We start from the raw sequence: 18,637 nt of genomic DNA, 5'->3' as shown, positions 1-18,637 counted from the left end.
TCGCACCAAATTTTACATCTCAATTTACATACATTATACCGCTTTATTTTAACAAAATAAGTTCTGCTCCTACAGGCAAATGGTCAGACTCAGTTGCCTCCAAAACCGAACTAGATTTAGCACCCCAATGCTTTGAATACCAAATATAATCAATCCGGCAAACGGGATAATTTAATCTCCAGTTCGACCTTTTTACCAAGAATTTAAGTTCCCAACCGTGAGGCCAGGTAAAACCAAACCCAAATCCTGATTTTCGGAAAGAATCTTGCATGACTTTCTGCACCCTGTCATAGTCTTGAGTTCCGTCTGTCATATTAAAATCGCCCGCGACAATTACTGGCAGAGTTTCTCGCTCAACTCGCTGCACTAAGTCTTTAATTTCAGGCGATCGGTTGCCATATATGTAAACTGGAATTTTGAGCAAACGCCCGATTCTATATCTCTTAAACCACGGCCCGGTAGCTTGCATATTGTAAATCACTACTTCTTGTCCGTTAAATTTAATAATTGCCCGTTGCTGCGTTTCTGGATGGCCGGCTAAGTGCAGTATTTCGCTGGATACAATCGGATATTTACTGAGAATTCCTACGGGGGGAGTGCCAATTTGATAGGGGTAGTCTGCTTTTAACCAGGTGAAAGCTCTTTCGGTATGTTTCCTAACGATTTCTTGTAAAAATATAATATCAGGTTTTTGCTCGTCAATCAGCTTAAATAAAGTAGGTGACTGAGTTTTATGCCAACTGAGGTTATGGGAGAAAATTTTGATGCTGGGCTGCGAATTTGTGATGTTGATGGGTGCGGGAGAAAAGTATTTGACGTGCAGCCAACTTATTAGAAGAATGCAGGCGATCGCAGAAATAATAGTGAACCATCTTTTTTTAATAATTGACAACCCGATGATGGGAAGCAGGAAAATTGGGAATAAAATTAAGGGAATAAAAGTGCTAATTAAGGCAATAATCCACAGTCGATCCCAAAAAATTAGTTTGAGAATGAAATAACAGATAATAAATGCTGAGTAACTGTAAGCAAGAAATTTGGCAGATTCCTTTAAGCATTTCTTGATTATATCTTTTGGGATGTGCTTCATTGGGAACCTATTAAAATAAAAACTTGCTTAAATCGAATTCTTCATTTGACCGATGTTGGTTGTCTCTTTCAGAAATCAAAACCAACAAAAGGCGATCGGTATAATCGGCCGCACCCCGCAACTCTTCGCGCAATATTTCCAGTCCACCATTAGCATATTCTTCAAAAATTTGCAAGCGTTCTGCTTCCAATTTTTCGTCGAGATGGGAGAGAATTTGAGGATTTTTGGTTTCGGCGATCGCAATTAACTTAATCGCCATATCGTAACCCCTGGATACAAAAATATCAACATCGATCGCCCCTGGTTCTCGTTTAGAACTTTCCCCCAAAGGCGATCGTTTTTTCCGCTGTTTTCCCAAGGATGCGGCGAAGGCGATGACATCGGCGTAAGTCTGGAAAGGGCCAGTGTGGTTATCCAATAAAGTTAATGATTTGACTAACTCGGCTTTATCTTTAGCAATTCTAATTTTGTTAGCAGCCATTGGGATTAATATGTAATTTTTAAGTGAGTAATTTGATAGAGTAACCGCAGATTTGAGGCAGATAAACACAGATTAACGCAGATAATTTTCACAATGTCCGCAACAACAAAATTTTTTGGGCAAAACCTCCTCTTGCTTCCCGCCGCTTGATTTGTTCGGCTAAAAGTCGATCGCCCGAAATGCCAAAACTCGCCATCACCGCATCTATCACCTCATACAAATCCGCCAATTCCGCCACCAAATCTTGCTCGTGGGCGGAAGCCGCTTCCCCCGCTTCTTCAATCAATTTCTGCAGCAAAGCTTGACGGTATTCTGCCTCCGACAAAATTACAAACTCGCATTCATTCCCGCTTTGGCGAATAATTTCAGGAATGCGATCGCGCACCAACTTATGATACTCTTTTTCCACGTCAAACTCCCTTCAACCTTGACTAAAAGTTTGAATCAACCAGCGATTAATCTCCCCATCATCTTGCGTTTGACTCCGATTCAAAGCTTCCTCAACTAACGCTATTTCCAGCCCCGGTAAAACCAGTGAATTTTGAATTGTTCCACTCCCTCCCGCAGTAATAGCAAATGCAAATACTGCATTCGTATTTGCATTTGCTGCCCAATATTCTTGAACTTCTGAATGTTCGTAAATTAAACGCTTTACTCCCAAATCATCGGCACTAGAAGATGCTCCTATTTCCACCACTAAAGCTGGAGGTGCAAACCCATTCAAATTAATTGGCGTATTCGTGCGAGGAGGTAATTCAAAATCTGCACCTATATAATAAGACAAATCAGGTTGAAATTCCCGAATACCTGTTTTGCGAAAACTGGCATTAATTAACTCCACTATTCGGATATTTCTAAAAGCAGTGTAAAAATTGACAACTCTCGAAACTACTGAATTATGACGACTGTGCAATGGCCCTACTGGTGACATTTCTACCCTCATGTGTTCTTGATAGTAATAAAACTTGCCCTTTTCCCATGCTGAATCCTCAGCAAAATTTAGAAACTCTTCCCACGTCGCCTTCACCCAAATATCCGTTTCCAAAGCTTGCGTAATTGCCGAATTAGAAGCCATAATCCACCTCTACAATTTCTGTATATTCAAATTCCACGTCAAACTCCCTTCAACCTTGACTAAAAGTTTGAATCAACCAGCGATTAATTTCCCCATCATCTTGCGTTTGACTCCGATTCAAAGCTTCCTCAACTAACCGGATTTCCAGCCCCGGTAAAACCCGCGACTCTTGAATTCTCCCGCTACCTCCGCCATTAATTGCAAACGCAAAAACCTCCCGCGTGTTTGCACGTTCAACCCAATATTCACTTATTCCTGCGTCTTCGTAAAGCAACCGCTTGCCGCCTAAATCATCATTAAAAGAAGACGCCCCAATTTCCACTATCAAATTAGGCGGATCGTATTGATTTAAATCAACAGCAGAATTGCTATCATCAGGAGGCACTCTTAAATCTGAACCAATGTAGTAAGCTAAATCAGGTTGAAACTCGCCGATACCTGCTTTCCGAAAACTGGTGTTAGTAAACTGAACTACTCGGATATTTCTCAATGTTGCAAAAAGAATAACTACACAGGCCATAATTGAATTTTGACGCCCGTGCAATGGCCCTACTGGTGACATTTCTACCCTCATGTGTTCTTGATAGTAATAAAACTTGCCATTTTCCCATGCTGAATCCTCAGCAAAATGCAGAAACTCTTCCCACGTCGCCTTCACCCAAATATCCGTTTCCAAAACCTGCGTAATTGCCGAATTAGAAGTCATACTCCACCTCTACAATTTCCGTATATTCAAATTCATTTGGACTGCGCCTAACTAAAGGATAGCGCGTCCCGCCCAGTTCGATCGCATCTTCTTCACAATCAGCTTTCGGAGAATTGTAAACCAGCACGTATTCTCTGCCGGTGCAACTTTCCATTTCTTGAGCAACTTCTCCGCGCCACTGAGTTTTTGTTACCAAAACTACCAATTGATTCGCTAACTTCGGCAGTTTATTTGCAATTTGCTTGCGATAAATCTCGTCCAAACTCCCAAAGGGAGAATCCATCACAATTGGAAACGTACTGCTATCCGGGCCTATCAAAGTATTCTTTTGACTCCACTCCCGCACGCCCTCAATAATTCCGCCGATAAACGATAAACTGAGAATTTGATTTTCTCCTGTAGAAGCGGCAACCAAAGATTCTTGTCCCGACGTATTTTCTACTAGCGTCAGTTCGTATTTATCGCTCAACTTGGGGATGTAAGGAGTAAAAGAAATTTGACTAAAAATATCTTGCACCCGCTTTTCCAACTGAGAACAAAACTGTTTTTCTAAGCGAGCTCGCACTTCAGTTAGGCGATCGATCGCATCCTGAGTCGCAGCAATCCGGCGCTGGGCTAATACTTGCCTTTGCTCATTCAGTTGCTGCTTATCGATTTGCTTGTCCAAAGCCGACACCTGCACATTCAAACTCTCAATCTGCTGCTGGTTAGAGCCTGTTTCCCGGTGCAAATCGCCAATTTTTGCCTCAATTTCATCCAAGCGCTTTTGCAAGCGGCTGACATCCTCGTCAGGAAAATTTCGCAGCTTGTTGTGAATATCGTCTAACTGATTTTCCACCCGAGAAAGTTCGGTTCTGTCGCGGCTGATATTGCCTTGCTGCCGGTCAATTTCCTCCCAAAAATCAGCCACTTGTTTATCAATTTCATTTACCCGATCGCTAATCCGAATAGTTGTTTCTTCCACATCCCCAACACCCGCCTTATCCATCCAACCGCTAACCTGTTGGCGAGACTCAGAACCCTCCACTAATTCCGCACCGCAGATACACCGCTGCTGCGCTAATAACTCTTCCAAAAACGGTCGCTGAATCCCCGAAAGCAACGAGCCGCCTTCCCGCAAACCTTCAACAATTACTTTAAATTCAGCCGCAGCCTCTGACAGAAATACCCCATAACCCCGCATAGAGATTGAGCGTTTGAGAGCATCTGTAGCCTGTACAATTTGTTGCTTCAATAAACTTTTCTGCATTTCCAATTCGTCTCGCAACTTTTGTAAATCCGCAGCACCGCTAAGTTCCAACAAATTACCATTAACTGCTTTTTTTAACTCCGCTTGGTTTGCCAATTCCTGCTCGATTTCTACTTGTCTGCTCGAAAGTTGATCAGCTTCTTGCTCAATTTTTTGCTTGTCTTTTAAAAGTTTCTTCGTTTCAGCATTCCCAATTATATTTAAATCTGTCTCTAGAGATTTTTTTGCTTCTATTAAATGCCGGAGCGATCTATTCAACACTTCCACCCCCAGCAACTCCTTAGTAGCTTCCGCAATTTCTGCCTTCTTGTCATGGCGGACAATTTGCTCGATTCGCTCCCCATCAAAAAAGAAATATTTATGTAAACTTTCCGGCAAAATCCGCCCGATAATATCATCAGGATGCTGATCCGGCTTCAGCCACAGACCGTTATCTTTTGCTACATTCAGAAACAATTCAGCCTTGCCATGTTCTACAGTATTTTCACTTTTATAAGCACGACAAATGCGTCTTGCTTGGTAGCGCGTGCTGTCGTGTTCAAACACAATTTCCGCCCAACAACCTACGGCTTTTCCCATTTCCGCCTCAGCCAGAGCGCGCTTGTTTACTAATTGTTCTTCCGCCGCAAAAGCCGCGCTAAATTGTCCGTAAAGTACCCACGTAAAAGCATTCATTAATGCCGTTTTTCCAGCGCCGTTATTACCGTGAATTACTGTAATATTTTGCCGACCCCAAGCTAGTTTAATTTCGGGGCTTTTGCCGTAAAATTGACGAAAGTTGCACAGAGTAATTGAGATTAACTTCATACAATTGCTTCCTTAATAATTTTTAAAATGTCATCGTTAATGTGGCGGGGAGCTCTCATGTACAGTTTATCTTTTTCAATTTCCAATACCCGCTCAATAATTTGTCGGACTTCCGGCGGCGCGCTAGTAATAGGTTCCTGTACGTCGCTGAATTCCTGATGAGTTTGATAAGAAGAACGCTTTTCTGCTAAAATGCTTGTCGGTAAGGCTGCGATCGCACTATCTTCATATCTAAATGCCATAATCAGATTTTCATTCAGATTTTCCGTCATATTTTTTTGCAAATATTAAAAACTAGCAACTCAAACTACGATCGAATAATTCTCTATTCTCAAACATAAACCGAAGCTTAATAAATGTCAAATGTCTAATAGCCCGTAACGCCTCTGAATTTGCAACAATTTCACTCTAGCTTCCCCAGCATTGTCAGCTAAATCGGCAAATTCCAAGAAGCGCTTCAACTCTTTTCGTAGCAAATTGCGCTCGACTTCTAAGGTTTCTCTGCCCAAATCTGGAGGCAAAACTATCATGTCAAATAAAGTTGCCCTTTCCTTCCCCGGATGCGGCCGCAAAATGCGTCCCCGGCGCTGAATAAACTGGCGCGGATTGCTGCTGCTTGCTAAAATTACAGCATTTCGAATTGCAGGAATATCAACGCCTTCATCCAAACACCGAATCGCTACCAAACCTTGCAATTCTCCACTCTCAAATTGCTGGCGCAATCGTTCTCTTTCTGCTAAAGGAGTTGCCGCAGTATAAGTGTTAACTCGGTAGCCTAATTCTGAACCCAATAACTTCGCGGTTTCTGTTAGCTGGCGGTTGTTATTTCGGCGCGCACCTCCTTCGATCGCACCGTCGCCGCAGTAAAATAAAGTATGGGCTGTATCGAGACGGTGAATCATTAATTCTCGCAAAGCTACTAATTTATTAGCGGCCGCTCCAATTAACCGGGCTCGCTGCATTAATAAAGTTGTTAAAGCATCGTTTTCTTCTACTTTTTCATCGCCCCAAAGCGCCCAGCCAATTTTTTTAGTTAAGTAGGAATATTTGCGAGTTTCCGCTTCTGTTAATTCTACTAAAATTGGATAGTATAAATAATGTACTAATGCTTTTTGGCGGATAGCATCAGCCAAGGTTAGTTCCGGCTGCAAAACAGGGCCGAAATAATCTAAAATAGCTTCGGTTCCTTGTTCGTCGAAATGCCTTTCTGGGGTGGCGGAAAGGGCGAGTCGCAGTCCAATATTGCGCGGCAAACTTTCTCCTAAACGGGGCGCGCCTAAGTTGTGAACTTCGTCCCCAATAATCAGGGTTTTTTCTGGGAAATAGCGCAGTTGCGATCGCAAACTATCTCCCATTAAGGTAGCATTAGTAGTGATGATTGTGAGAAATGCTCGCTCGCCAGATCGCACTTCATACAAACCCGCAGCCAGCTTATTTTGCCAACTGCGGGCGCTATCAAAAGCCAAAATAGGTTTTAAACCAAATTTCTCCGATTCGCGCGCCCACTGATTCACCAGGTGGCAGTAAGGGCAAATTACGAGCAGGACTTGCAGGTTAATTTTGTTGTATAATTCAGTGGCGATCGCCAGCGCAGTAATCGTCTTGCCACTACCCGTCGCCATCTTCAGCGTACCACGTCCCTGATTCGCAAACCAATTAGCAACCGCCACTCGCTGATACTGTCGCAATTGCAGCGATGGCGGCATTTTCGGAAACCCAAATTGCGAATTATTAGCCGTTGAGCGATTCACCTTTAAATGTCGTTAGATGCAAAATTACCCTGACTCAACTGTAACTCATTTCTAATTAAAACTTAACAGCCCAAACAAATCATCCGCCGACAGTTGCAAATCCGACAGCACATCCAGAACTGGTAAAATATCTTCATTCTCTTTAATCTCAGGTTCCTGCTGCGGTTTAAAAACAATAACTAATCGTTCTTCCGGGTCAATCAGCCAACCCAATTTAGTCTTATTTTTAAGGCAAAACAGAATCTTATTAATCACGCGAGTTGAACTTTGATCCGGTGATAAAATCTCAATTATCCAATCGGGCGGAGTTTCAAACCTATTTTCAATTTCTCTCTTAGCATTCAGAGGAATACGATGCCACTCGAATACTGCGATATCTGGAACAATAGAACGTCCATCAAAAGAGCAGCGCAATTCAGCAAAAGCAAATGCTAACTTCTGCGGTTTTCCAACTCGATTAATCACAGATGGAAACTCGGATTGTAATGTACTGTGTTTTCCTTGGGGCATATCTTTTTGATAAATTTCACCATCAACATACTCGCTAGCCGGCTTAGTTTCTGGAAGCAACAAAAACTCTTCCAGAGAAATCTTTGACGGAGACTGAATTGACGTTACCATAAGCCATTAAACCCTCAAAAAATCTTAAAAATTCATATCGCTGTCAGTTTCCCAATCAGCACAACTCTCCGATTCCACACCAGTAGGGTGCATCGCACAAACCAACAAATTTCCCCCGTAAACTTGACCGTGATAGTTGCGACAACCGCGACAAGCCGGCTGCTGCGTCGGCGAAGGGTCTACATAAGTCACCATCGACAAATCTATCTCATCCAATTGCGGGTCGAAGTCGCGGCAAATTTCAATTATCGGTTCGATAAATTCATTAAATAAACCGTCAAATTCATTGAAATAACCGTCAATGTCATTAATCAGATTATTTTGTACTTGTTCTGTAAACTCTTCCGACATTTTTGCCAAAACGTCCAGCATTTCGACAAACTCTTCGCCCATTTCGCTGAAAAAATGCTCTACTTCAGAAACAGCATTTTCCATCACTCCAAAAAAATCTTTAGACCAATCTTCCATGAATTTGACAGTTGGCTATTACAAAATATTTTACAGACAAGTGCAGCCAGCCTCATGCGAAGTGCTTGCACCTACTCTCAATTCTATTACCTATTGCCTGATATCCGTCCACATCAGACAGGGGAGATATTCAAAAAGGGAACTCAAGAGTATTATCCTGAGTTCCCTTCATGAGAACTCTTGCAAAAATACAAAGCACCCCACCCCAACTCTCCCCTTGAATCAGGGGAGGAGGCAAGATTATTCTTGTTTCCCCCCTTAATAAGGGGGGACTAAGGGGGGTGAATTTGACTTTTGCAAGAACTCTATGCTTTGCTGAGCGAGCTTTTTGCTGCTTAATCTCGCTTCAGCCGCCGCAATTCCTCTTGTAAATTCTGCACCTGTTCGCGGAGCTTGTCTACGCCACCTGTCTCTTTAGCATCTTTTGCCGAGACATCTTCTTCCTCAGAAATAATTTCAATCCGCCGAGGTTCAGCCGGTTTTTCGTTCCCAGCCGAGGCTACGGGGGGCTGCTGCTGAGCCTGTTGCACCATATCATCAACAAAGCGGCGAGCTTCTTCCGTTGACATCTCGCCACGCTTGACTAATTCGTCTGCCAGCTTTTGGGCTTCAGTGCGTAATTCAGTTAACTTGCTGCCAGCTTTTTCACCAGCGTAGGAAGCTAGCCCAACACCAAGGTAAACTGCTTTTTGTAAAATATCTCCGAAACCAGGCATAGGAGCTACACCTCATAAAACTGGGTGAACCGGAGACCACGCCTATTACAAGCATCCCGTGTTGCTGCTACCTTCCGGTCCTGACAAGATTTGGGCGTTGGAATCGCGTGGGTCCAGTTCATAAATGAGTATAACACAGTTATTTATTCTTCAACCACACACCAGTGATAAATTTCATAAATAACGCAACCGTTCTTCACCAGCGGGTCTTCAGCGACGATCGCCTTCGCCTCATCCATCGAACCAGCCTCAAACAGCAACATACCGCCGCCCCGTCGCCCCCAGTAGCCAGTTTTCGCTCGGTGTCCTTTAGAAATCAACTCTCGGACATAAGCTCTGTGAGCTGGCACGTATTGGTCAAAGACAGGCTTTTCGACAATTCCTTGCTCAATTTTGACAAACCAAGGCATTTTTATTTGGGATTTGAGATTTTATATTTTAGATTGGGAATGGGCGATCACCAATGGGATCTAGGGCAAATGCTCTATATTCAATTTTGCACCATCCTTTCTTAACTGCGATGTTATCCGATGAACCAGTCAAAACAGCGATTTTTCATTGCCCTAGTGCCGCCTCCCGATATTGAACACCAGATTACTGATATTCAACTGTATTTTGCGGAACACTACAACAGCCGCGGTGCTTTGAATTCGCCGCCGCACATCACGCTGCAACCTCCTTTTCACTCGTTAGCGGAGGATGTTCCCAAATTAGAGGAAAGTTTGAACCAGTTTTCTGCAAACCGACTGCCCATTCCCGTTACTCTATCCGGTTTTGCTGCTTTCGCCCCCCGCGTCATTTACGCTGATGTTGTCAAATCGCCCGAATTGCTGGAAATTCACTCATATTTGATGAGTTATATGGAGGCAAATTTGGGAATAGTCGATCGAGTTTCTCAAAGTCGCCCATTTGTACCGCACATGACAGTAGCGTTTCGCGATTTAACTAAAGAGAATTTTCAAACGGCTTGGTTGGAATTCTCCGGGCGATCGCTCCACTTTGAGTTTACCGCTTCGGCATTAACTTTACTGCTTCACGACGGCAGCCGATGGAACATCAGCAACCAATTCCCACTTTCCGCCTAAACTCTCTCCCTTCTCTTTCTTCGCGTCCTTAGCGTCTTCGCGGTTAGTTTTCCCAGTTTTTTTTATTAGCCAATCCTGATAAATATCATTTCCTCACTAGAAACCTGTTGAAAATTAAAGCCAGTCACAACTTACCGAAAGCATCAAGGATACAAGCCCCGGATTCATCCGTGGTGGAGAAATAAGAAACCTGTATCCGATAAACTTGCCCCCCAATTTATCCGTGGGGTCAATGCTTCAATTCTAAAATCTAAAATCTAAAATCTAAAATCTAAAATCGATTGACCGATCGCTCTTATTCGGAGTTGCAAGTGCCACAGTTCCATAAACCGAAATTCCCGATTGTTCCAAAATTTTAATTGCCGACTTAACCGTAGTACCGCTAGTGTAAATATCATCAACTAACAGCACTCGATCGCGCGGGAGGCGACGACGAAAATCTTTCCCCAAACCTAAAGCATTTTTCATTTCCGCTTGTCGCTGCTGTGGCGTCAGAGCGAATAAAGCCTGAGTATTTTTCACCCGCTCCAAACCGTGCCGCTGCAAAGGCAAACCAGTCAGCTCACAAAAACTTTCAGCCAAAAGTTCCGCCTGGTTAAAACCGCGCTGCTTGAGCTTTTCTTGATGCAGGGGAATCGGTACAACCGTTAAATTGTCTATAGCTAATTCGGGAAAACTCAGCCAAGCTTCCGCCAGCCAGCCGCCTAGAGGTTTCGCTAATTGCGGATTGCCGTCATATTTCAAAGCTGCGATCGCCCGTTTGAGAGCCCCGCCATACTCACCCCACACAAAAACACGCTGCTCTGAATGCCAAAATCGACCGGGATCGCTTAACTGACATCGCTGAAGTTGCTTGTGACAGTACGGACAAAACTCTCCGGCGGCCGGTCGCTGACAAAGAGGACAGTTAGACTTAAGAAATAGATTGAGAAAAGATTTGACTAATCCCGTCCATTTTCGCTTGTTCATCCTAAAATTATCGTAAGTGATTAATGGGAAAAACTTTCAACTTCAATCAGTTTCCACCGACAGGCTCGCAGCGTGAAAAACCTCTACTGGTTAGACAAAATTCAACCTTCAGACAGAGATGCAGTGGGAGAAAAAGCATTTTACTTGAGCTGTTTGCTCCAGAAAAATCATCCTGTTGTACCGGGTTTTGTCGTGCCGGCTACAACATTCTGGCAGTTTTTAGAGTCGATCGAGTGCCTAGAACCGCTGTTTGCTGACTGGCCACACTCTTCCCTGCACTTGAATGTCGATGAACCCAGACAACTGCAATCGATCGCCCGCAGCATCCGCCACCAAATCCTCGCCGGCAAACTGCCAGATTCACTGCTCTCCACCCTAGAGTCTGCGGTTTCTCAACTCAACTCACAGTCAAACTTAAACTCCACAGCCTTAATTTTTCGCCCTTCCCTAACTTCCTGGAACCCGAAAACAGTCGGCATTCTGGAATCTCAGGCAGTACGGGCAGAACCCGAAGCCATTGGGGCCGGACTCAAACGAGCTTGGGCCGAAATGTTCAGAGCCCGAAGTCTATTTTACTGGCAGCGGTGCGGCCTGCGGGTACAGCAAATCAATCCCGCAGTTTTGGTGCAGCCACTTCAAGAAGCGATCGCCGCGGGCGAGGTGAAAACAAAGGCGGGCGCACAGTGGGAAATCCAAGCCACCAGCGGTTTGGGATTGTCCCTCGCTAGGGGAGAAACCATCCCCGATTACTATCAAGTGCAGCCAGAAACAAGCGCGGTTAAATTCCAGCGGATCGGTTACAAAACATTAGCCTACAATCTCAAAGTCGGCGATGGTGAACCGAAAAAAAAACTGCTGCTGGGCAAGTTTGCTGCTTTCCCCATTCCCGATTCTCCATTTATAATTCGTGATTTTGCTGACTGTTGCGTGCAAGTTTTAGCGCTGGGAGAGGAAGCACAAACAGAATACGTTTTAGAGGAATGGCAACTGCAAGAAATTATTGAATTGAGTAAAAAAGCGATCGCCGAATTTGACTCAGATTTAATTTTAGAGTGGACGCTAAACCAGACAGCAAACAGCGGCGAACTGCAGTTTTATTTCACTCAAGTTCGTCTTGTGAAAGGGGAAAAAGCTGCGCCCGTAGAGGAAAATCCGAGATCCCTCCCACAGCCAAACTCGATCGCCCCAGCCCGAACTCCTGCCATACTCAGAGGTGTGGCAGCAGCATCAGGAAAAGCCGAAGCAATTGCCCAAGTTATGACTAATTCCCACCCAGAAAACGGGGAATTCTTAGCCGGAGGCATTTTAGTAGCCCGGACAATCGATCCGAATTGGCTGCCTTGGCTGAAGGTTGCTGCTGGGGTGGTTGCCGAACAAGGAGGTATGACAGGCCACGGCGCCATTTTAGCGAGAGAATTGGGGATTCCCGCCGTTGTGGGAGTGGCCGGGGCCACGCGGGCGATCGCCTCGGGCGATTCCGTGTTGGTAGACGGCGATACCGGAGAAGTTTTTGCCCTCGCCCAACATGATGCGATCGAGACAGCAGACAGCCGCCGACTTCTGGACACAGCAAAAAAGGCAGATATATACAGTACAGCAGCCAAAATGTCAATAGCCAAGCACCAATCTTCTACCTCTGATCGATCGTCCAATTGGGCGCCTAAATCTCGACAATCTGAGTCTACTCAATATGTTTGGGGCCCACCAACGGCAACTCAACTGCTAGTTAATGTCAGCCAAACAAGTTCGATTGACCGCCTCAAAAATCTGCCAATAGACGGCATCGGATTGCTGCGATCGGAATTAATGGCATTAGAAGCTTTGGACTGTCAAAACCCCAAAGTTTGGCTACAAGACGGCCGCCAATCGGAATTTGTCGATCGCATGGCGGATTGCCTGAGCTTATTTGCTGCTGCCGTTTCGCCGCGGCCAATATTTTATCGCTCTCTCGATTTACGCGAGTCAGGCGCCCACGGCAGTTTCAGTTATACCTTTGAACCAGAATTATTTGATTGGGAACTCGGCGTACTTCAAAAAGTCTGCGAGTCAGGCTATACCAATGTTAATTTAATTTTGCCTTTCGTGCGATCGGTTGACGAGTTTATATACTGCCGCCAGCGCTTAGAAACAGTTTGGAAAAACCGCTCAACTGAATTTCAACTGTGGATTATGGCGGAAGTTCCTTCGGTGTTATTTTTATTACCAGATTACGTAAAAGCAGGAGTTCAAGGAATTTCCATCGGCACCAACGATTTAACCCAATTGCTGTTAGGAATTCACCGGCACTCCGACCAGGTAGCAGGTGCTTTCAACGGGCGCGATCGAGCAGTGATGAGGGCGATCGAACAATTAATCAGACAGGCCCGGGCCGCCGGCATTCCTTGCTCAATCTGCGGCGACGCTCCCGCATTGTATCCCGATACAGTTGAATCCTTCGTGCGGTGGGGAATTTCGTCTATTTCGGTCAATGTCGATGCTGCAGAACAAACTTCTAGGGCGATCGTCCGCGCCGAACAGCGCCTGCTGCTAGAAGCCGCTCGATCGATAATTAACAATTAACAACTCCCGGACGCACTTGACCCCAGAAATCCGGTTTCTGAGTAGATATAGCAACCGCGCCCGACGGTGAGGACGTTATTAATTGCTCAAACATGAGCTCTTATATTGCTTCTTCCTTCTTTTTCCTTCCGCTATCAAAAGATTTGATTTTAAAGCTAGGATAGAAATATCGCCAACCCTTTACCCGGAGGTACAAACCGTGAAATCAAAAATTATTGCAACCGCAGCAATACTTGCCGCCCTGGCCTTTATGCCTCCTCACCCAGCATTATCTCAACCTGCAACTGACGGTGGCAAAAAACCCGGATTCTGGCAACCTCAAGCGCAGGTTGACAATACTCGCAACATTACCCTCAGACTGTTAAATGAAACGGGATTGAACCTAGAATACGGTGAATCAGGTGCCAGCTTGTCATCTTTGCCAGTCGGAGCCAGCAGAAACATCAGTGTTCGTATCAGCAATCGCACCGGCGACATTGCCAATATTCCGATTAATACCACAGGAGGAACCGCAACTTTGAAATACGACTATAACGTTGACTCGCAGACAAACATTGTGACGATTCGCATCACCAGATCAGACGGCAGCACTCGGCAAGACCGATCAGTTTATATTGATGAAAAAGGGCGAGTTTACTCTTTTTAAGATTAACGCTCATCAACCCGGTTTCTCGTGATAAATTTTGGTTTGATCGGCGATGTATCGGAAGCATCCCGGTTTGGTAAAAAGCGTTTTTTTAGGAGTGCGATCATCCTGCAAAGCTTTGCCTATATATCTGGCTTGGAACACCCTGCAAAGCTTTGCCTATATATAGCCTTTCGAGCTCTCATATGAGGTACTCATGGCCTCCGTGGCCTCCGTGGCCTCCGTGGGCATACCTCACCACGCTTGAGAACCGCTATATATCTCGCTTAGATCTCTCACAGCGAACACTCCGATGTAAAAGTGCGTAAATTATGTTTCAAAAAGTATGAATCAAGTGCAGCCCCTTTCCATCGCAGGCATTTACGAAGTGTGTATTGGCGTAGCCGATGCGATTCCACAACTGCAATATTGGGAGCAATTTGGATATCGGATCGGTCAAATCGGAGAATTATCGGCATCCGAGGCTCGCGAATTATATGGAGTTAGTTCAAAAGTGCGATCGATTCGACTTTATCACCAAGATGCCGATCACGGATTAATTCGCTTGATGATTTGGGAAAAACCTACAAACGATGGTTTGCAAATGTCGTCAATGAAGGTGAAAGGCAACCGTTGGGCAACTACTTTAACTGCTGATTTGTTGAATATCCTCAACCATGCCGAAGAGGCTGCATCTGCCAATTTGTCGGTCAAATATACATCCCCGCACTGGGCGATTATTTACCACAAAGAGCGAAAACCGCGTCCTTTTGTCGAGGCGGCTGTCGGAGTGCGTGAGATGATGCTTTTGCAGCCTTTGAGTCGGCAAGTTTTTTTTCAAAGATTCAATTATGCTGTGCCTAATTACGGGAAAATCAATTCAAATGCTTTTTTAAAAACCAGTCAAATTACCCACATGGGAATGGTAATTCAAGATGACAGCAAAGAAACGCTGCTATTTTATGAAGAAGTTCTGGGATTGATTCGGGCGCGCGACGATGGAGAAACAACCTTTGAGTCTTCCCTCGCCGGAAGGGAGATTTTTGAGCTTCAGTCTGGGGAAGGATATGTGGTGACAGCTTTTGATGACCCCCGATCGTCGAAAACAGATTTTCGGGCCGCGCGATCGGGTAGACTATATATTGTGAGGTTCCCGAGTTCGATCGCACTAGGCGATCGATTTGATCGCGCCAATCCCGGATGTTTGGGAATGTCGCTGTACACATATCGAGTGTCTAGTATTGCAGAATATTTTGAGCGAGTCAAAGCCAGCAATGCACAAAAAATTACAGAAATAGTCGCTAATGAATTTGGGGAACAAAGTTTTTCCTTCATTGCACCTGACGGATATTTTTGGACATTGATAGAATCAGGTTTGTAGTGAAGAATGCAAGTCTTAATAAAAATCACAAGACTTGCATTCTTCACTACAAATTAATTTGACTGATATCAGTTCCGGTTACACTCCTTATGATATAGAGGAGACTGCACGTGCCGCTTCCCTACGCCAGATTAATTGTAGGGGCCCGGCAGTGCCGTGTCCTGGCTGTAAGTAATATTAATTCCGATGCTACCGGATTTGATATGATGCGGTAATGTCCTGGTGCGCGCACCCTACATTGACAGTTCGCGATCGCACTCCGACTGCTCGAAACCGGGGAAAGATGGACGAAAAGACGCGTTAGGGCCTGCAGATTCAGTAAACAACCCGGTTTCGCATGGGCCGCCATGCGATAGCGAACTGATTGAGGGCATTCATCTATTATGAGCTTATGCTTCCGGTGCTGGCAGAGGGAATCTTTCTCCCGCGAGATAAGCATCAAAGTTCTGTTGAAAATAAATCCAAGAAGTCATATCTTCCACATCTAATTGCGATTTCGGCGCATCTTTATACAAAGGAATGCGAGTTTTGATTTCATCTTGCAGCAATTGAGGTAATTCTGTCCAACTATTGACTTTGGAACCCGTGGCACTGTAAATCATGTTACCGGGTCGATTTCCCATTTTCATCCATGCCAGCCACGGCCCGATTCTATCCCAACTCAGAATTACTTGAGAAACTGAGACAAGTTCGGGATTTAATAATTCTGCTGTGGGCACTGTCAGCTTAAATAATTCCGCTGCTTGATAGATGGGATTTGGACTGTAATCAACAAATCTGGCATCCTCAGCTAAAGGATTAGGATAGTTGGGAAATAAGTCAAAGACAAAACTCGTAATTTCAGGCTCTACTTTAGCCGGGAAAATTCCTTTAAAATTCCCTTGGACGGGGTTGTTAGCAACGTGAGCAACCGTTAGGGTTTCTCCTGTCCAAGGGTTCTCCCATTTGTGGAGAATTTTTCCGCTGTTGGGGTCTAGATAGTAAGTTAGTTCTCGCGAGGTGAATTTCCAGCCGCCCTCGCCGTCAGCAATACACCTGCTTGCACTCATGCCAAGTATTTTGAACAAGCGCTTTTTCGGTTCGTTGGGAACAAAAGAGTAAATATAACCGTTCCATGTGAGAAATGTTGCTTCACCGTCTAGGGAACTGCGCGTTTTCACCCATTCTTTGGCATCAAATTCTTGTAATAAAACCATACCGCAGGCTCCTGTAAATAATCGATGTTTTTGTGCAGCGGAGTTGACATTGCATCCCCAAAATCAACTGCTGCTTGCAATTCGGCGCTACTGGCGCACTGGTGCATCAGGTGGGTTCCGAGAGGATGTCAACCGCCGCATTGCGGACTAATATCCGTCGTTTTTCTTGATACCTGCGCCTCGATTTCCCTCTTCTTTCGGTTTAGCTTTGTTCACTCGCAAGGGGCGTCCCATCCACTCTGCACCGTCTAATTCGGCAATTGCAGCGTCTTCTTGGGCATCCTCCATCATCTCAACAAATGCAAAACCGCGCATCCGACCGGTTTCCCTGTCGGTAGGCAAGACAACTCGCTTGACTGTGCCGTATTCTGCAAATACTGCTTTCAGGTCTTCTTCGGTGGCGCGGTAAGACAGATTTCCAATGTAGATAGTCATGTCGATCGAACTGAACTTGTTGTGCTATACATAATAACCTGTTAATTTAACTGTCAAGTGCTATCTACCATACAACTGGGCGATCGACTCTGACTAAAAGGGTTTGGCGCACTGACCCACCCTTGGTACTGGCTGCAATAGTTAGCTTAATCAAAACTCATATCCTCGCTCGCCCTGCGGATAAGTGAGGATATGAGTTTTGGGGCGGCGAGGCACCCCACCCCTGAACAATACTTGATTTTAATCAGATCACTGATGGGTGGGCGACGAATCACCAAGCATCTTCGGAAACAAAGCGACTAACAATGTATAGCAATCCTCGCATCATTTGTGAATTTCTTACGGACTCCCAGCGGGTTCGGGGAGGGTTGGGGAGGGGTAAAAAAATTACGATTTATTTAGGATTGCTATATGGTTCATAAAGTTCTAATATAAGTTAATTTAAGAAGGAAAATGATACAATTAGATTTGATACTTTTTATGCTCCGGCAACCTACCGAAACAATGAAAAAATGCTTTAGTAATGATGGAAAATGGTCATAAAAAGAGGCAAAATCAGTAAATAAAGTAATCAAGAAAAAGGGCGAAACTAATATACTTGTCGCCCCCTTCGCCTGATTTATCATAAGACTGAAAAATTATGGTCAAAACTTAAATATATTTTCAGTTTTATCAACACAACAAATTATGAATAATTAGGAAAGGCGATAGAGTTTGTATTCCGTCAACTTTCTCAGCAAGATATTGGGAACTGGTTTACACACTGCTGTTATTGTACTTCATCTATCTGAGAAAGGCTATACGGGAATCGAAAGTGTCTGTGCAGACTTTCTAGCGGGGACTGAGAAATTCAGTCTAGCCAAATGTGGAAATCCCGTAAGGGAAAAACGCGAAAAGCCAAACTGTGAAGTTTGGAAACCCACGCCATAACTGTAATCAGTTTGGCGTTGGGAGGATGTTACTGCTTTTCCTTAGTCGATCGAGATTGACTGAGGCCCGCTGCTTTTACCGTTGGTGGGTTCGGCTGGGGGAGTAGTGTAGGAAGTTGAACCAGCTTGCTCGTCGATCCAGCTTTTAACGGGATCTTCGTGAAGGTTGAGTCGAAGCAGGCCAGATAAAAATCCGCCCGCGAAGGCGATCGGCTGTTCGATCAATTCTTTCGCCATTGGGATGAGTTCGTCGAGGAACATTCAAGAGTCTCCTTGTGCTGCAGGGGTTCTACCTTAACTGTATCGTTTGTACTGCGATGCTGGCAGCGGCCTACAAAAAACCTTCCAGCGCTGAAGATGGGCGATCCTCTTCGAGGGCTTCGCTAACGGGCAATTTTTCGGCTAATGACTTACAATGCTAAGGAATGAGAATTAAATAACTTCCACAAGTTTGTGGGATGGGCGTCCCGCCCGTCCTTTTTGGACGGGCGGGA

20 protein-coding genes and 1 other RNA gene are annotated in these 18,637 nt (G+C 44.8%); 4 read left to right on the top strand and 17 right to left on the bottom strand.

What is annotated here, in order from left to right; all coding sequences use genetic code 11:
• Window positions 1-43 precede the first annotated feature (43 nt).
• The 13 genes from QUB10_RS25605 to QUB10_RS25545 all read right to left on the bottom strand — a co-directional run bounded on the left by QUB10_RS25605 (window position 44) and on the right by QUB10_RS25545 (window position 9,374).
• On the bottom strand, window positions 44-1,090 hold the full coding sequence (locus tag QUB10_RS25605) for an endonuclease/exonuclease/phosphatase family protein (RefSeq protein ID WP_333206018.1): 1,047 nt from the start codon (window positions 1,088-1,090) through the stop codon (window positions 44-46).
• A gap of 10 nt (window positions 1,091-1,100) precedes the next feature.
• Window positions 1,101-1,571 carry a DNA phosphorothioation-associated protein 4 gene (locus QUB10_RS25600; protein ID WP_333206017.1) on the bottom strand — a complete coding sequence of 157 codons (471 nt, stop codon included), beginning with the start codon at window positions 1,569-1,571 and terminating at the stop codon, window positions 1,101-1,103.
• Between the two features lie 88 nt (window positions 1,572-1,659).
• On the bottom strand, window positions 1,660-1,980 hold the full coding sequence (locus tag QUB10_RS25595; RefSeq protein WP_333206016.1) for a nucleoside triphosphate pyrophosphohydrolase: 321 nt from the start codon (window positions 1,978-1,980) through the stop codon (window positions 1,660-1,662).
• 12 nt (window positions 1,981-1,992) lie between these two features.
• Complete coding sequence (locus QUB10_RS25590) at window positions 1,993-2,646, bottom strand: Uma2 family endonuclease (RefSeq protein WP_333206015.1); 654 nt, start codon at window positions 2,644-2,646, stop codon at window positions 1,993-1,995.
• Between the two features lie 49 nt (window positions 2,647-2,695).
• Window positions 2,696-3,352, bottom strand: a complete 657-nt coding sequence (locus QUB10_RS25585) for a Uma2 family endonuclease (RefSeq protein WP_333206014.1) — start codon at window positions 3,350-3,352, stop codon at window positions 2,696-2,698.
• Complete coding sequence (locus QUB10_RS25580; RefSeq protein ID WP_333206013.1) at window positions 3,342-5,408, bottom strand: AAA family ATPase; 2,067 nt, start codon at window positions 5,406-5,408, stop codon at window positions 3,342-3,344. Before QUB10_RS25580 ends, QUB10_RS25585 begins: the two co-directional genes overlap by 11 nt.
• On the bottom strand, window positions 5,405-5,680 hold the full coding sequence (locus QUB10_RS25575) for a hypothetical protein (RefSeq protein ID WP_333206012.1): 276 nt from the start codon (window positions 5,678-5,680) through the stop codon (window positions 5,405-5,407). The genes QUB10_RS25580 and QUB10_RS25575 overlap by 4 nt, the downstream gene beginning before the upstream one ends.
• Window positions 5,681-5,767: 87 nt before the next feature.
• A complete protein-coding gene (locus QUB10_RS25570; protein WP_333206031.1) occupies window positions 5,768-7,114 on the bottom strand; it encodes a DNA phosphorothioation system restriction enzyme in 1,347 nt (448 codons plus the stop codon).
• 96 nt (window positions 7,115-7,210) lie between these two features.
• Window positions 7,211-7,780 (bottom strand): Uma2 family endonuclease, encoded by a 570-nt coding sequence (locus tag QUB10_RS25565; RefSeq protein ID WP_333152212.1) that lies wholly within the window; start codon window positions 7,778-7,780, stop codon window positions 7,211-7,213.
• A gap of 24 nt (window positions 7,781-7,804) precedes the next feature.
• Entirely contained in the window at window positions 7,805-8,248 is a 444-nt protein-coding gene (locus tag QUB10_RS25560; protein WP_333206011.1) for a hypothetical protein, read from the bottom strand.
• Between the two features lie 335 nt (window positions 8,249-8,583).
• On the bottom strand, window positions 8,584-8,964 hold the full coding sequence (locus QUB10_RS25555; protein ID WP_333040711.1) for a phasin-related domain-containing protein: 381 nt from the start codon (window positions 8,962-8,964) through the stop codon (window positions 8,584-8,586).
• Between the two features lie 23 nt (window positions 8,965-8,987).
• Window positions 8,988-9,084: signal recognition particle sRNA small type (gene ffs, locus QUB10_RS25550), an RNA gene on the bottom strand.
• A gap of 23 nt (window positions 9,085-9,107) precedes the next feature.
• Complete coding sequence (locus tag QUB10_RS25545) at window positions 9,108-9,374, bottom strand: YciI family protein (protein ID WP_006632991.1); 267 nt, start codon at window positions 9,372-9,374, stop codon at window positions 9,108-9,110.
• Between the two features lie 120 nt (window positions 9,375-9,494).
• Here QUB10_RS25545 and QUB10_RS25540 point away from each other — a divergent pair, with 120 nt between their 5' ends.
• Window positions 9,495-10,049, top strand: a complete 555-nt coding sequence (locus QUB10_RS25540; protein ID WP_333206010.1) for a 2'-5' RNA ligase family protein — start codon at window positions 9,495-9,497, stop codon at window positions 10,047-10,049.
• Window positions 10,050-10,313: 264 nt separating this feature from the next.
• Here QUB10_RS25540 and QUB10_RS25535 read toward each other — a convergent pair whose 3' ends face one another.
• Window positions 10,314-11,018, bottom strand: a complete 705-nt coding sequence (locus tag QUB10_RS25535; RefSeq protein ID WP_333206009.1) for a ComF family protein — start codon at window positions 11,016-11,018, stop codon at window positions 10,314-10,316.
• A gap of 72 nt (window positions 11,019-11,090) precedes the next feature.
• Between QUB10_RS25535 and QUB10_RS25530 the strand changes: the two genes are divergently transcribed.
• From QUB10_RS25530 to QUB10_RS25520, 3 genes are all read left to right on the top strand, one after another.
• On the top strand, window positions 11,091-13,577 hold the full coding sequence (locus QUB10_RS25530; RefSeq protein WP_333206008.1) for a putative PEP-binding protein: 2,487 nt from the start codon (window positions 11,091-11,093) through the stop codon (window positions 13,575-13,577).
• Window positions 13,578-13,776: 199 nt separating this feature from the next.
• On the top strand, window positions 13,777-14,223 hold the full coding sequence (locus QUB10_RS25525; RefSeq protein WP_333206007.1) for a hypothetical protein: 447 nt from the start codon (window positions 13,777-13,779) through the stop codon (window positions 14,221-14,223).
• A 325-nt stretch (window positions 14,224-14,548) separates the two neighbouring features.
• Window positions 14,549-15,583: a VOC family protein gene (locus QUB10_RS25520; protein WP_333206006.1), complete on the top strand. Its 1,035-nt coding sequence runs from the start codon at window positions 14,549-14,551 to the stop codon at window positions 15,581-15,583.
• Between the two features lie 389 nt (window positions 15,584-15,972).
• Here QUB10_RS25520 and QUB10_RS25515 read toward each other — a convergent pair whose 3' ends face one another.
• The 3 genes from QUB10_RS25515 to QUB10_RS25505 all read right to left on the bottom strand — a co-directional run bounded on the left by QUB10_RS25515 (window position 15,973) and on the right by QUB10_RS25505 (window position 18,404).
• Window positions 15,973-16,779, bottom strand: a complete 807-nt coding sequence (locus tag QUB10_RS25515; protein ID WP_333206005.1) for a DUF1838 domain-containing protein — start codon at window positions 16,777-16,779, stop codon at window positions 15,973-15,975.
• A gap of 147 nt (window positions 16,780-16,926) precedes the next feature.
• A complete protein-coding gene (locus tag QUB10_RS25510; protein ID WP_333206004.1) occupies window positions 16,927-17,214 on the bottom strand; it encodes an RNA-binding protein in 288 nt (95 codons plus the stop codon).
• Window positions 17,215-18,185: 971 nt separating this feature from the next.
• The gene (locus QUB10_RS25505; protein WP_333206003.1) at window positions 18,186-18,404 is read right to left on the bottom strand and encodes a hypothetical protein; all 219 of its coding nucleotides are present in this window, start codon (window positions 18,402-18,404) and stop codon (window positions 18,186-18,188) included.
• Window positions 18,405-18,637 lie beyond the last annotated feature (233 nt).

The organism is Microcoleus sp. B5-D4, from assembly GCF_036705145.1.
In the GTDB taxonomy this organism is placed as follows: domain Bacteria; phylum Cyanobacteriota; class Cyanobacteriia; order Cyanobacteriales; family Microcoleaceae; genus Microcoleus.
This window is presented reverse-complemented; position numbering and strand designations above follow the sequence as displayed.